General features: G+C 63.7%; 14 protein-coding genes. 3 read left to right on the top strand and 11 right to left on the bottom strand.

Translation table 11 applies throughout. The features are described from left to right. The first annotated feature begins 92 nt into the window (after nucleotides 1-92). The gene (locus tag IH615_RS02670) at nucleotides 93-1,259 is read left to right on the top strand and encodes a hypothetical protein (protein ID WP_291359598.1); all 1,167 of its coding nucleotides are present in this window, start codon (nucleotides 93-95) and stop codon (nucleotides 1,257-1,259) included. A gap of 34 nt (nucleotides 1,260-1,293) precedes the next feature. Here the strand turns inward: IH615_RS02670 and IH615_RS02675 are convergent, their stop codons facing one another. Beyond that, nucleotides 1,294-2,388, bottom strand: coding sequence for an FAD-dependent oxidoreductase (locus tag IH615_RS02675; protein WP_291359600.1), 1,095 nt, complete (start codon nucleotides 2,386-2,388; stop codon nucleotides 1,294-1,296). Nucleotides 2,389-2,460: 72 nt separating this feature from the next. Here IH615_RS02675 and IH615_RS02680 point away from each other — a divergent pair, with 72 nt between their 5' ends. Next, entirely contained in the window at nucleotides 2,461-2,817 is a 357-nt protein-coding gene (locus IH615_RS02680; protein WP_291359601.1) for a DUF1801 domain-containing protein, read from the top strand. Here IH615_RS02680 and IH615_RS02685 read toward each other — a convergent pair. The 6 genes from IH615_RS02685 to IH615_RS02710 all read right to left on the bottom strand — a co-directional run bounded on the left by IH615_RS02685 (nucleotide 2,814) and on the right by IH615_RS02710 (nucleotide 8,189). Further along, nucleotides 2,814-5,069, bottom strand: coding sequence for an excinuclease ABC subunit UvrA (locus IH615_RS02685; protein ID WP_291359602.1), 2,256 nt, complete (start codon nucleotides 5,067-5,069; stop codon nucleotides 2,814-2,816). The two genes, IH615_RS02680 and IH615_RS02685, sit on opposite strands and share 4 nt — an antisense overlap. Nucleotides 5,070-5,176: 107 nt before the next feature. Next, the gene (locus tag IH615_RS02690; RefSeq protein WP_291359603.1) at nucleotides 5,177-5,602 is read right to left on the bottom strand and encodes a DUF1801 domain-containing protein; all 426 of its coding nucleotides are present in this window, start codon (nucleotides 5,600-5,602) and stop codon (nucleotides 5,177-5,179) included. A gap of 35 nt (nucleotides 5,603-5,637) precedes the next feature. After that, a complete protein-coding gene (locus IH615_RS02695; RefSeq protein WP_291359605.1) occupies nucleotides 5,638-6,060 on the bottom strand; it encodes an SRPBCC domain-containing protein in 423 nt (140 codons plus the stop codon). Further along, nucleotides 6,057-6,380 (bottom strand): metalloregulator ArsR/SmtB family transcription factor, encoded by a 324-nt coding sequence (locus tag IH615_RS02700; RefSeq protein WP_291359676.1) that lies wholly within the window; start codon nucleotides 6,378-6,380, stop codon nucleotides 6,057-6,059. The genes IH615_RS02695 and IH615_RS02700 overlap by 4 nt, the downstream gene beginning before the upstream one ends. A gap of 80 nt (nucleotides 6,381-6,460) precedes the next feature. Then, entirely contained in the window at nucleotides 6,461-7,216 is a 756-nt protein-coding gene (locus tag IH615_RS02705; RefSeq protein ID WP_291359607.1) for an ABC transporter permease, read from the bottom strand. Nucleotides 7,217-7,229: 13 nt separating this feature from the next. Beyond that, entirely contained in the window at nucleotides 7,230-8,189 is a 960-nt protein-coding gene (locus IH615_RS02710) for an ATP-binding cassette domain-containing protein (protein ID WP_291359609.1), read from the bottom strand. Nucleotides 8,190-8,365: 176 nt separating this feature from the next. On the opposite strand from IH615_RS02710, the gene IH615_RS02715 reads away from it, so the two are divergent. Next, complete coding sequence (locus IH615_RS02715; RefSeq protein ID WP_291359611.1) at nucleotides 8,366-9,142, top strand: TetR/AcrR family transcriptional regulator; 777 nt, start codon at nucleotides 8,366-8,368, stop codon at nucleotides 9,140-9,142. An 18-nt stretch (nucleotides 9,143-9,160) separates the two neighbouring features. On the opposite strand, the gene ugpC is transcribed toward IH615_RS02715, so the two are convergent. The 4 genes from ugpC to IH615_RS02735 are packed head-to-tail and all read right to left on the bottom strand — an operon-like array spanning nucleotide 9,161 to nucleotide 13,102. Further along, on the bottom strand, nucleotides 9,161-10,213 hold the full coding sequence (gene ugpC / locus IH615_RS02720; RefSeq protein ID WP_291359613.1) for a sn-glycerol-3-phosphate ABC transporter ATP-binding protein UgpC: 1,053 nt from the start codon (nucleotides 10,211-10,213) through the stop codon (nucleotides 9,161-9,163). A gap of 9 nt (nucleotides 10,214-10,222) precedes the next feature. After that, the gene (locus tag IH615_RS02725; RefSeq protein ID WP_291359614.1) at nucleotides 10,223-11,308 is read right to left on the bottom strand and encodes a Gfo/Idh/MocA family oxidoreductase; all 1,086 of its coding nucleotides are present in this window, start codon (nucleotides 11,306-11,308) and stop codon (nucleotides 10,223-10,225) included. Then, nucleotides 11,305-12,324: a Gfo/Idh/MocA family oxidoreductase gene (locus IH615_RS02730; RefSeq protein WP_291359615.1), complete on the bottom strand. Its 1,020-nt coding sequence runs from the start codon at nucleotides 12,322-12,324 to the stop codon at nucleotides 11,305-11,307. Before IH615_RS02730 ends, IH615_RS02725 begins: the two co-directional genes overlap by 4 nt. Before the next feature lie 4 nt (nucleotides 12,325-12,328). After that, nucleotides 12,329-13,102 carry a carbohydrate ABC transporter permease gene (locus tag IH615_RS02735; protein ID WP_291359678.1) on the bottom strand — a complete coding sequence of 258 codons (774 nt, stop codon included), beginning with the start codon at nucleotides 13,100-13,102 and terminating at the stop codon, nucleotides 12,329-12,331.

The following is a 13,102-nucleotide window of genomic DNA, read 5'->3' on the forward strand; positions in this document are numbered from 1 at the left end:
CCCGTTCGGTTTTTGACCCAGGTCAACGGTGGCGGCGACCACGGCTCTATGTGAGGGTGATACGCAAGATAATACTGCCTGGAGTTTTGATAATGTCGAGACATGATAGGGGTTTTCCCTTTGCTGGAATGACGCGGCTCGCCCTCGCGGCCGGGTCGAGCCTGAGCTTGCTGATGGTTCTGGGAACACCCGCCTATGCGCATGTGAAGTGGTTTGCGCCCTATGTGGTGGGTTCGGCGCCCGCCCCCATCACCCAGACGCTGGCAAATGGCTGGTTCTGGCTCGGCATTGTGCTGGTGCTGGCTTTCCTTGTGGCCACCGTCGTTCTCGAGAAGGGCCCTGTCGGGCTCGGGGTAAGCGGCGCCCTCGACCGGGTCAGCCTGCCGCTGTGGAACCGGGCAGATGACTTCATGCGCGTGGTCATCGGCGGGTTCTTCGTGGCGATCTTTGCGGTGGGTGGCGTCTATCTGACGCCGGACCTGCACACGCCGAACGAATGGGTGTCGTGGCTGCAACTGCTCATCGCCATGCTGGTGTTTTCGCGGCGCACCATGCCGCTGGCCGCCGCCGGCATTATAGGGCTCTGGGTGATTGCGCTGCGCGACTACGACTTCTTCCACCTGCTGGACTATCTGGCGCTTGGCGTGGGCGTAGCCGGCTACCTGGTCCTGGCCGCCAATCCCAATGGTCGGTTCTACGGGCAGCGCTTTGCCGTACTGCGCTGGGGCGTGGCGATTGCGCTGATGTGGTCGAGCCTGGAAAAGTTCGCCTATGCCGAATGGTTCTATCCCCTGGTCGAGGAACGTCCCTTCCTGACCTTCGGCATGCCGCGCGACACATTCATCCCCATGGCGGGCGTGGCCGAGTTCACCATGGGCTTTGGTCTGTTGTGGACGCCCCTGATCCGGCGGCTTTCGGCCATCGCGCTCATCGTCATCTTCACTGCCGCGGTCTATCCGTTCGGTCGCATCGACCTGGTCGGGCACGCCCTGATCATGGGAACACTGTTCCTGATTGCTGCCGATCCCTCGCCCTCGGGCCTCAAGCTGCAGCGACTGGTACCCAGCATGGGGAGTGTGCCCGCCGGCCTGCTGGCTGCGCTGGTGGTGATCTGTGGTGCCTATTGGGGCCTGCATGGCCTGTTCTACAGCCAGTCGGCGAACCAGCCCGTGCAGGTTGATGCCAATGGTGAACTGCTGACCCACATACCCAATGCCGAGTATCCACACGGCGTGGTGGATTCGGCGCCCCAACCCTGAACCCCAAGCCGCCGGGCGCGATGTCCGGCGGCGCTTAGCTCGCCGGGAGCTCGAGAAACGCCGTCAGCGCTCGTGCGGCCGCCGCCCCTGCCCGGTTGGCGCCGATGGTCGAGGCCGATGGCCCATAGCCGACCAGATGGACGCGCGGGTCGCGGGCGACCTGGGTGGCCAGGCGTCCGGTCATGGTGATGCCACCGCTCTCCTCACGCAGCTGCAGCGGCGCCAGATGATCGAGCGCCGAACGGAAGCCGGTGCACCACAGGATCACATCGACATCGAGGCTCCGCCCATCGGCCCAGCGGACGCCTGTGGGCGTGATTTCGCTGAACATGTCCTGCCGCTGGAGTACGCCGCGTTCGCGCATGGCCAGGATTGCGGGGCTTAGCGGCAGGCCGGTGACCGACACTACCGAATTGGGCGACAGGCCGGCGCGGACGCGATCTTCCACCAGTTTCACCGCCGCCCGCCCCGCCTCCTGGTCGAATGGACCCTCGCGAAAACGCGGCGGGGTCCGCGTCACCCAGGTGGTGCGCGTGACCTGTGATATCTGATCGAGCAGCTGGATGGCCGAAATGCCGCCACCGACAACAAGCACATGCTGGCCGGCGAAATCCTCGGCCGCGTGGAACTGCTGGGTATGGAGCTGGCGGCCGGTGAAACTCTCGCGGCCGGGATAATCAGGGATAAAGGGTTTTTCCCAGGTACCCGTGGCGTTGATGATGCCCCGGGCCGAGAACAGGCCGCGATCGCTCTCGACGCGCAGGCGCTCACCGCGGTTGCAGACGACATTGACGCTGGCGGGACGGTGCACGTCCAGCCCGAAGCGCTCCTCATAGGCGGCGAAGTAATGCGGGACGGCCACGGAGGCGCGCACGCTGGCGTCGCCGCCGGCATTGTCGGCAAAGCTCAGGCCCGGCAGGTCATGCACGCGATTGACGGTGGAGAGCGTCAGCGAGGGCCAGCGATATTGCCAGGCGCCGCCCGGCTGCGGGGCACGGTCGAGCACGAGGAAGTCGCGTCCAGGTTGGAGCCCGAGCTGTTTCAGATGATAGGCCGAGCTCAGCCCGGCCTGCCCGGCGCCGATGACGACGATGTCGAGCTTGAGGGCAAGGCGAGACGAGGTGTCCAAGACTGCTCCAGGCGTTGATTGCACCCCAGATGGGGAATAGCATCGGTCAGAACAAGCCAAGGGGTACACGCCGTGGCCAACGAGGTCGATGCCTGGATGGCGACCTATGACAATCCGATGAAGCCAGTGGTCGAGGCTGTGCGCCGCGTCGTCCTGACCGCCGATCCGCGAATTGGCGAGACCATCAAGTGGAAGGCGCCGACATTCACCTACAAGGGAAACCTCGCCTCGTTCTTCCCGCGCGCCAAGGCGCATGCCAGCCTGATGTTTCATACCGGCGCCAGCATTGCCGGCGATTTCCCCTCACTCGAAGGTGGCGAGGCTGTCAGCCGGTTCATGAAATTTGCCAGCCTGGACGAGGTGACCGCCAAGGCACCCGAACTGCAGCGCCTCGTCCGTGCCTGGTGCGATCAACGCGACGCCGGTTAGTCGCGCGCCGCCAGGTGCTGGCCGGTCAGCGAATTCTTCGCCCTGGCCAAGTCGGCCGGCACGCCCTCGAACTGAACCGTCCCGCCATCCTGGCCGGCGCCCGGACCCAGATCGATGACCCAGTCCGCGCGTGAGATCACATCCAGATTGTGCTCGATGACGATGACCGAGGAGCCGGCATCGACCAGCCGGTCGAAAAGGCCGATCAGCGTATCGACATCGTTCATGTGAAGGCCCGTGGTGGGTTCATCGAGCACATAGATATTGCCCTCCTTCCCCAGTTCGGCGGCGAGCTTGAGCCGCTGGCGTTCGCCGCCCGAGAGCGTCGAGAGCGGCTGGCCCAAGGTCAGATAGCCCAGGCCGACATCGTCGAGGCTGCCCAGAATCTTGGCGATGGCCGCCTCGGTGAAGAAGCCGACGGCGTCCGAGATGCTCATTTCGTAGACGTCGCTGATCGACCTGCCGCGCAGCTGGTGCTGCAGCACCTCGGCGGTGAAGCGCTTGCCTTCGCAGGTCTCGCAGGTGGTGATCATCGGGTCGAGATGGGCAAGGTCGGTATAGATGACGCCCAGCCCGTTGCAGTCCGGGCAGGCCCCCTTGGAATTGGCCGAGAACAAGGCGGCGTCGACGCCATTGGCCTTGGCGAAGGCCTTGCGCACATTGTCGAGGATGCCGGTATAGGTGGCGGTATTGGAACGGCGCGAGCCCCGCGCCAGGTTCTGGTCGATGATGATGGTGTCGGGATAGGCTGATGGCAGGCAGCCCTGGATCAGGCTGGATTTGCCCGATCCGGCGACGCCCGAGACGGCGGTCAGCACACCCCTGGGGACGGAGACCGAGACATCCTTGAGGTTGTTGAGGCCGGCATGAGCGATCCTGAGCTCGCCAGTCGGCTGGCGGACCTTGTCCTTGATCGGCTGATGCTTCCTGATGTGGTTGCCGGTGAGGGTACCTGAGGTCAGGAGGCCTGCATAATCGCCCTCATAAACCACCTCGCCGCCCTTGCTGCCGGCGAAGGGTCCCATGTCCACCACATGGTCCGCAATGGCGATCATGTCGGGCTTGTGCTCGACGATCAGCACCGTATTGCCCTTGTCCCGCAGCTGCTGCATCAGCCCGGCCAGCCGGCCGACATCGTGCGGGTGGAGACCCACCGAGGGTTCGTCGAACACATAGGTGATGTCGGTCAGCGACGAGCCCAGGTGGCGCACCATCTTGACGCGCTGGCTTTCGCCGCCTGACAGGGTCGAGCTCTCGCGGTCGAGGCTGAGATAGCCGAGGCCGATGGTCACCAGGTTTTCCAGCCGCAGCGCCAGCGCCTCCAGCATCGGCCCCACTTGCGGCGCCTTGATCTGGCGGACCAGTTCGGCCAGCTCGCTCACCTGCATGGCCGACAGCTCGGCAATGTTGTGGCCTTCCACCTTGCTGCCCAGGGCCGCCTGGTTCAGCCGGGCGCCGTGGCAGGAAGGGCAGCTGGCGCGGGTGAAGATTTTCTCGTATTCGCGCAGCACATGCGGTTGCAGGCTTTCGGGGTCCTTGCTGCCCAGGCCCTTCTTGAGCTTGGCGACGACGCCTTCATAGGTGAGGCCGATCTTGCCCACCTTGATCTTGCGGCCGTCATCGAGGTGGAACAGGTTGTGGCGCTCCTCCTCGGTGAACCTGCTGATCGGCTTGTCCATGTCGAACAGGCCGGAATTCTTGTAGATTTCCCACCACCAGCTATCGACGGCAAAGTCCTTGGGGAGCAGGGCGCCCTGGTTGAGCGATTTGCTCTCATCGACAACGGCAGACATATCCATCGCCGCCACCTGCCCGATGCCCTCACAGTCCTGACACATGCCGCGCGGATCGTTGTAGGAATAGAGGCTGGGCGGTCCGAGCCGCGGCTCGGCCAGCCGGGAGAACAATACGCGCAGCATCTGCGCGGCGTCCGTCACCGTCGCCACGGTCGAACGCGAGTTGCCGCCCAGACGCTGCTGGTCGACGATGATGGCGGCCGAGATGTTCTCGAGCTGGTCGGCATCGGGTTGGCCATAGCGCGGCATGAATTGCTGCACGAAGGCCGGATAAGTCTCGTTGATCAGGCGCTGACTTTCCGCGGCTATGGTGCCGAAGACCAGCGACGACTTGCCCGAGCCCGACACTCCGGTAAACACCGTGATCTGGCGCTTTGGAATGTCCAGCGAGACATTCTTGAGATTGTTCTCGCGGGCGCCGCGGATGATGATCGAGCCGTAAAGGGGAGTGGTCAAGGGCAGTCCTCTTGGTTGGGCCGGAGCCAGACCGACTTTGCGGCAGCTTGCTGACATGACGTGTCAGCGAGCCGATTTTCGACAGCGTGCGCGATATTCAAGCTGGCCTAGCCGACAGACCTGCGGATCAGCGCGGCAAGCATGTCCTCATCTGCCTTGGTGAGCCTGGTCACGGCGAAGGAGGTCGGCCACACCGTGCCATCATCGAGCCTGGCCGCGTCGTTGAAGCCGAAGCTCGCATAGCGGGAATCGAACTTGCCGGCCGGCGTCAGGAAGCACACCACCTTGCCATCCCCATTGGCCCAGGCCGGCATGCCGTACCAGGTCTTGGGAGACAGGTCCGGGGCGTTCTCGCTCACCAGGGCATGGATGCGTTCGGCAATCGCCTTGTCGCTTTCGTTGAGTTCGGCGATCTTGGCGAGCAGATCGCCGAGGCCGTCGGCCTTCTTGCCCCTTTTGCGCTCGACCTTGGCATCCTGCATCGCCTCGAGTTCGGCATCCGAAAAGGTCTTCTTGCTGGTCTTGCTAGCCATCAGAATTCTCCCTGTATGGTCTTGGACGTTGCACGTCAGTCGAGCCGCGACAGCAGCTCGTCGAGCCGGGTCACGAATTGTTTCCAGGAGGCCCGGGCGCCCTTGTAGGCAGCGTCCTGATCGGGACGGAATCCGGTCTGCTCCATGCGGATAATGGCGCCCCTCGGCGTCGGCTCGAGCGTGAAGGTCACCACGCTTTCAAGGCCGAAGGCCTGCCAGGAGTAGGACAGTGATCTGTTGGGCTCGATATCGAGCACCTGGCAATCGACCACAACACTGATATCGGGCTGGGGCTGCCGGCTGAAGGTAAACTTCTGGCCCTTTTCCGGCTTGAAATCGGTCTTCATCAGCCATTCCTCGAGCAGGTGCGGCTGCGTCAGCGCCCGCCAAATCTTTTCCGGCGGATGGGCAACCTCGCGCTCGATGACGACGGTGCGGATGGGCGGTATCTCGGTCATTGGTCCATCCTCGTGAGCAGATTTTCGAGGTCGTCGAACCGCCCCTCCCAGAAGCTGGTCATCTCGCTGGTCCAGTCGACAAGCGGCGCCAGGGCACCGGGCAGGGCGCGATAATGGGTCTGGCGGCCTTCGTGCCGATCAATCACCAGTCCCGCCTGCTTGAGCACGCCCAGATGCCGCGAGACCACCGGCTGCGATACCCCGGCTCCGGCCGTCAGGCCCCCTACCGTGACCTCGCCTTCGCGGCACAGGCGTTCAAACAGCGCCCGCCGCGTTGGATCGGCAAGCGTCCTGAAGATCGTATCCTGCGCATCCACTATCTGGGCCAATCCATGTTCCATCAGCTATGGATTGACGTATAGCCAACGAGCTATGATTTGGTCAAGCGGCAATCTCGTGCCTAAAGCGATGCCTTGCGGATCTGGCTGACGCCCACTGTGAGGCCAAGTGCCGCAACGAGCGCTGCAACCAGAACGCCTGACAGGACGGGCAGCGATGCAAGGTCGCCCGAGAACAGCGCCCGCTCGGCTTCGACCAGATAGGTCAGCGGGTTGAAGCGGCTGGCAACATAGAGCCAGCCGGGCGCATTGGTCATCGGCAGCAGCACGCCACCCAGCAACATCATTGGCAAGGCGACCGAGTGGCTGACGAGATAGAACAGGCTGCCGTCATGCTTGCTGGCTATGGCCAGTGCGTAGGACAGCGAGGCAACGCCCACGCCGAACAGCATCAGCATGGCTAGGCCCAGCAGCATGGGCAGCGGATGCAGCACCAGACCGAACGGGGTGGCGACAATGATGAGGATCAGGGCCTGGACCAGGAGCGGCGCCAGTTCCTTGAGCGCCCGGCCGACCATGATGGCCGGCCGGCTCATCGGCGTGGCCAGAAGGCGCTCGAAGCTGCCGCTCATCAGTTCCTCGGTCAGCGACCAGCCGCAGGAAACAGTGGTGAACAGCACAAGCATGACCACCATGCCGGGTACGAACCATTGCAGGGGTGAGGCGCCGTCGGGACCGGGCACATTGCCCAGCAATGGCACGAACAAAGCGAGATAGAGTAGCGGCTGCACCAGCCCGAAGAGAATGTAGTACCAGGATCGGAGGGTGGGCCCGATTTCGCGGCGGAAGGAGATGGTCGTGTCGCTGAAGAAGGTCATGGTTTTCTCCTGATCACGCTGAGACGGCTTCGCGCAGAGACCGGCCCGTGAGGCCGAGGAAGACATCATCGAGCGTCGGCCGAACGACGCGGGCGCTCATGGCCTCGATGCCGGACTGGTGCAGGCGACGGATGAATTCGGGCAGCACCGCCTCACCGTCCCGCAACGTCACGGCGAGGTCGCGGCCTTGTGCCGTGGCTTCGCGCGCGTCCGGCAGATTCCGCGCGATCTCGGCGGCATGGGAGAGCTGGTCGTTGCAGAGCAGCCTGATGTGGATGGTGTCGCCGGCGAGATCAGCCTTGAGCCGGGCCGGCGTATCGTCGGCGATCATCACGCCATGGTCGATCACCATGACCCGCTCGGCCATGGTATCGGCCTCGTCGAGATAGTGGGTGGTCAGGAAGATGGTCATGCCGCTTGCCTCGCGCAGGCGGGCGATGTGATCCCAGAGATTGGCCCGCGAATGCGGATCGAGTCCGGTGGATGGCTCGTCGAGAAAGAGGATAGGCGGGGTGTGCATCAGCCCCAAAGCCACGTCGAGCCGGCGTTTCTGCCCGCCCGAGAGCGACGCGCAAGGCCGGTCGGCGAGACCATCGAGCTCGAGCATGCCCAGCATTTCATCGGCGCGCTTCCGAGCCGCCATCGTGCTCATGCGCTGCGCCCTGCCCTGGCTTACCAGCTCGTCGCGCACCCGGTGATAGGGGCCCGAGCCTGTCCCCTGCCCGACATAACCGATCTGGCGCCGCACGGCGGCCGGATCGGAGACCACGTCATGGCCGCCGACACTGGCGCTGCCCGAGCTCGGCGGCAGAAGGGTGGTCAACATGCGCAGCGCGGTCGATTTGCCGGCGCCGTTTGGTCCCAGAAAGGCGACCAATTCGCCCTCGGCGACGTCGAGGCTCAGGCCCCGCACCGCCTCCACCGACCCCGCCTTGGTCTTGAAGGTGCGGGCTAGATCTCTGGCATGGATCATGAATGTCCCCTTTCGTGTCCGTGGGCACACTGCCGCAGCCCCTGCTGACATGACGCGGCAGCAGGCGGAATTTCGACAATGTCTCGACTTTGGCGCGTGGAAACGCTAACTAACTTCGTACGCCGCACAGGGTTTAGCATAACTATGTACGGTGTAAAGTGTTATTTGGAGGCCCGATGGCTGACGATATTGCCGGACGCGGCGATCCGATCAAAACCCTGCAGTTGATGTGGGGTCGGATCGAGGCGCCCAAGCGGGGACCCAAGTCGAAGCTGGCGGTGGCCGACCTGGTGCGGGCGGCGGTGCGCCTTGCCGACGAGGAGGGGATCGATGCCGTTTCAACGCGGCGCGTCGCCGAGGCGGTCGGCATCTCGCCGATGAGCTTTTACACCCACATCCCCGACAAGGCCGTGCTGCTCGACCTGATGCTCGATGCGGTGGCGCGGCCCGCCGATGGTAGCGAGGAGGCGCAGGCGTTCAGGCCGGAAGACTGGCGAGCCAATGTTGCCTTCGTCGCCCGCGAATACCGGGCCTTTTACCTGCGCCATCCCTGGGTGCTGCAGGTGGCGACGCATCGGCCGGTCCTTGGGCCCAATACCATGCGCGCCTACGACTATTTCCTTGCCGCCTTCGACGGGCTCAATCTCAGCGAGGTGGAAATGGACCTGTCGGTGACCATGGTGGCCAACTACGTGCATGGTGCGGTGCGCGACGTGGCCCGCGCCCGCATGGTCAAGGAACTGACGGGCATGAGCGATGACGAATGGTGGCATGCCATCGCGCCATTCCTCGAAACCGTGGACTTCTCGCCCTATCCCGTCGCCAGCCGCATCGGTCCGGTGGTGGGCGAACTCTACGGCCTGGGCGATCCGGACCGCGCTTTCGAGTTCGGGCTTGAATGCCTGCTCGATGGGCTGGCGGTGATGGTCGAGCGAAAGGGCGGCAGACGCTGACCCGCCCCAGCCTCGCGTCTAGATGGCGTTGCCTTCGGCGTTGAACAGATGCAGCCGCGCCGGATCGATATAGGCGCCGACAGTTGAACCCAGCTCCACCTTGCGCTGGCCTTCCAGCACGATGTTGAGCGGCTGGCCGTCCGACGTGGTGGCGTAGACCACCGTCTGGCCGCCGAGATTTTCCACCAGGTCCACCGTGATATCGGCCAGCTTGATGCCACTGCCCTCGGCGATGGTGATATGCTCGGGGCGCACGCCCAGGGTCGCGGTTCCGGCCACTGATCGCGACAGGTTCACATTGTTGCCCGCCACCTTGATGCCAGCGCCATCGTCGCTGGCGGTCAGGAAGTTCATCTTGGGCGAGCCGATGAAACCGGCAACGAAGAGGTTTTTCGGATTGTTGTAGAGCTCGAGCGGGGCGCCGGCCTGCTCGATGACGCCAGCGCGCAGCACCACGATCTTGTCGGCCATGGTCATGGCTTCCACCTGGTCGTGGGTCACATAGATCATGGTGTTGCCCAGATCGTTGTGGAGCTTGGCGATCTCGACGCGCATCTGTACGCGCAGCTCGGCATCGAGGTTGGAGAGTGGTTCGTCGAACAGGAAGATGCGCGGTTCGCGCACGATGGCGCGGCCGATGGCGACGCGCTGGCGCTGGCCGCCGCTAAGCTGCTTGGGCTTGCGCTGCAGCAGCGGCACGATCTGCAGGATTTCGGCGGCGCGCTGCACCCGTTCCTGAATCTCGGCCTTGGGCGCCTTGGCGGTTTCTAGGCCGAAGGCCAGGTTCTGGTACACGTTCATATGCGGATAGAGCGCATAGGACTGGAACACCATGGCAATGCCGCGCCGGGCGGCCGGCACGTCGTTCATGCGCTCCCCATCGATCAGCAGGTCGCCCCCGGTGATCGGCTCGAGCCCGGCAATCATGCGCAGCAGGGTCGACTTGCCACAGCCGGAGGGACCGACAAAGACGGTGAACTCGCCCGGATCGATGTCCAGATCGATGCCGTGCACGACCTCGATATCGCCATAGGCCTTGACCAGTCTGCGGAGCTGAATGGGTGTCGACATGGAACTCTCCTAAGCCGCGCGGAACTGGGCCGGGACCCAGCTTTCATAGAGCGGATGGCCGGGGCCGATGGGCAGGACGACGTCCTGATTGGTCGACGAGGAATGGTAGAAGGCCGTAACCAGCTCGAGCGAGCGGCGGGAATCCCGGCTGCTGACGGGCAGCGGGCCGGATCCGACCAGCGCATCGTGGAAGCGTGCCATCTGCGTCTGGAAGCGGGAGGGCACGTGGTGCCAGTTCGCCAGCAGCGCATCGATCTTTGCCGCCGTCTCGGGATTGCGCGGCTGGATTTTCCAGAGCTTTTCGCCCGGATTATAGGCGGCGTGGTCGCTTTCGAAGGAGACATTTTCAAAAGCGAGGCGGATGCGCGTCATATCGTCCGCAGAGCCCAGCGTCGCGGTGAAGCTGGCCAGGGCGCCCGATTTCATCAGCAGCGAGGCCGAGATGGTGTCTTCCACCTCGATCGGGTTGACGCGGGTGGCGACGCGACCGAAGACGCGCTCGATATCGCCCATGAGGTAAGTGAACAGGTCATGCGGGTGGATGGCATGACCCATCAGCACGCCGCCCAGCTCGGTGGCCCACTTGCCGCGCCAGGGCACGGCATAATAGGGCGCGTCGCGCCGCCACAGGGTCTCGACCGTGCCCATGAAGGGCTTGCCGGCAATGCCGGCATCGATGATGGCCTTGGCCTGTTCGATGCCATCGCCAAACCGATACTGGAACACCGGCATCAGCAGGCCCTTGCTGTGCTTTTCCTGTTCCATGACAGCATCGACCTGGGCGAGCGAACCGACCAGCGGCTTCTCGCAGATGACGTGCTTGCCGGCTTTGAGCGCGGCCATGACCATCGAGAAATGCAGGCCCGGCGGCGTGCAGATGTCGATGATGTCGATGTCGTCCATACCAAGCAGGTCTTCGAAGCTGGCGATGCGCCGCTCGACCCCGAACTCGTCGGCAACCTCGGTCATGCGCTCGGCATTGAGGTCGCACAGGGCCAGGACCCGGAACTTGCCGGAATTGGGCACATAGCCTTCCACGATATGGCTGCGGCCGATGCCGCAACCGACGACGCCAACATTGAAGATCTTGGTCATTGCGCCCACTCCGTCCCGCGTTCGGCCAAGGCTTGCGCGGTCAGCGCCAGCTTCATGGCGTTGAAGCACCGCTCCTGCGGCATGGCCGTCTCGGTGCGGTTCCTGACATCGTCGAGGAACTGCTTGCCGAAGGGCCGTTCGACCCGGGAGCAGTCGATATGGCGCGGGCCATCGCTGTTGACCAGGAAGAGGTGATTTTCGCCCGGGCGGCCGGCAATGTCGATATATTTGCGCAGCTCGATATAGCCTTCGGTGCCCAGGATGGTCAGGCGTCCGTCGCCCCAGGTGGGCAGACCTGTGGGGGTGAACCAGTCGACCCGGATATAGCCTGACGTATTGGCGGTTCTGAGGTGCACGTCGCCCACGTCCTGCAGCCCCGGCCGATCGGGATTGCCGCGATTGGCGACGTTGGCCGAAACCACCTCGGCATCCATGGCATCGGAGAAGAAGAGATATTGCTCGAACTGGTGGCTGCCGATGTCGCAGAGAATGCCGCCATAGCGCTGGCGATCGAAGAACCAGTCCGGCCGCTGGTTGTTGCGGATAGCATGGGGTCCCAGGCCCACCGTATTGATCACTTTGCCGATGGCGCCCTGGGCGATGAGGTTGCCGGCTTCGACCGTGGCGCGCACCTCGAAATGCTCGGAGTAGAGCACCGAATAGATGCGGCCGGTCTCGGCCTGCACCCGCCTGAGTTCGTCGAGCTGGGCGAAGGTGGTCATGCCCGGCTTGTCGGTCAGCACGTCCTTGCCGTGCCGCATGGCGGCCAGCGAAATGGCAGCGCGGTCGGCCGGGATGGCGGATGTCAGCACCACCGCAATGGACGGATCCTCGAGGATGGCGCGCGGATCGGCAACCCGCCTGGCCTGCGGATATTTGGCCCCGAAGTCGGCAGCCAGGTCGTCCTCGACGGCGTGGAAGGCGGTGAACTGCGCGCCGGCCTCGAGCAGGCAATCAACCTGGCCATAGATGTGGCTGTGATTGATGCCGATCGCGGCGAATTTGATATCAGTCATAGGTCTAGCGTTTCATACCGGTAGTGGCGATGCCCTCGATGAGCAGGCGCTGGAAGAACAGGAAGAATAGGAAGATGGGCACGAGGCTAAGCACGCTCATGGCGAAGAGCCCGCCATAGTCGCTTTCACCGGTGGAGTCGGTGAAGGTGCGCAGGCCCAGCATGACGGTGTAGGATTTCATTTCGCTGAGATAGATGAGCGGGCCGAAGAAATCGTCCCAGGTCCAGATGAAGGTGAAGATGGCGGCCGTCGCCAGCACGGGCATGGAGAGCGGCAGGATGATCTTCCAGTAGATGCGCCAGGGCGAGCAGCCGTCCATCTGGGCCGCCTCGTCGAGCTCCTTGGGCAGGCCACGGAAGAACTGCACCATCAGGAAGATGAAGAAGCCATCGGCGGCGAGGAATTTCGGCACCACCAGGGGAAGGAAGGTGTTCACCCAGCCGAGCTGGCGGAACAGCACATATTGCGGGATCAGCGTCACCTGGTAAGGCAGCATGAGCGTCATCAGCATCATGGCGAACCAGAAGTTCTTGAACCTGAAATTCAGCCGGGCGAAGGCGAAGGCGGCCATGGAGCAGGCAATCACATTGCCCGCCACCGACAGGCCGGAAATGATGAAGCTGTTGAGATAGAAGGTGGCGAAGCTGGTCCGCAGGCCGTTCCAGCCGCGGATATAGGCGTCGATGCTCCACGCCGAAGGAATGATGCTCGCCGAGGTGAAGATCTCGTTCTCGGGGCGGAACGAAGCGGCCAGCAGCCACAGCAGCGGATAGAGCAT

Source organism: Devosia sp., from assembly GCF_014860165.1.
GTDB lineage: Bacteria > Pseudomonadota > Alphaproteobacteria > Rhizobiales > Devosiaceae > Devosia.

What these genes read in the sequence shown, in the direction of transcription:
- IH615_RS02670 (WP_291359598.1), top strand. Translation starts at nt 93, where the DNA reads ATGTCGAGACATGATAGGGGTTTTCCCTTTGCTGGAATGACGCGGCTC.
- IH615_RS02690 (WP_291359603.1), bottom strand. Translation starts at nt 5,602, where the DNA reads ATGGCTAGCAAGACCAGCAAGAAGACCTTTTCGGATGCCGAACTCGAG.
- IH615_RS02695 (WP_291359605.1), bottom strand. Translation starts at nt 6,060, where the DNA reads ATGACCGAGATACCGCCCATCCGCACCGTCGTCATCGAGCGCGAGGTT.
- IH615_RS02705 (WP_291359607.1), bottom strand. Translation starts at nt 7,216, where the DNA reads ATGACCTTCTTCAGCGACACGACCATCTCCTTCCGCCGCGAAATCGGG.
- IH615_RS02710 (WP_291359609.1), bottom strand. Translation starts at nt 8,189, where the DNA reads ATGATCCATGCCAGAGATCTAGCCCGCACCTTCAAGACCAAGGCGGGG.
- IH615_RS02715 (WP_291359611.1), top strand. Translation starts at nt 8,366, where the DNA reads ATGGCTGACGATATTGCCGGACGCGGCGATCCGATCAAAACCCTGCAG.
- ugpC (WP_291359613.1), bottom strand. Translation starts at nt 10,213, where the DNA reads ATGTCGACACCCATTCAGCTCCGCAGACTGGTCAAGGCCTATGGCGAT.
- IH615_RS02725 (WP_291359614.1), bottom strand. Translation starts at nt 11,308, where the DNA reads ATGACCAAGATCTTCAATGTTGGCGTCGTCGGTTGCGGCATCGGCCGC.
- IH615_RS02730 (WP_291359615.1), bottom strand. Translation starts at nt 12,324, where the DNA reads ATGACTGATATCAAATTCGCCGCGATCGGCATCAATCACAGCCACATC.
- IH615_RS02735 (WP_291359678.1), bottom strand. Translation starts at nt 13,102, where the DNA reads ATGCTCTATCCGCTGCTGTGGCTGCTGGCCGCTTCGTTCCGCCCCGAG.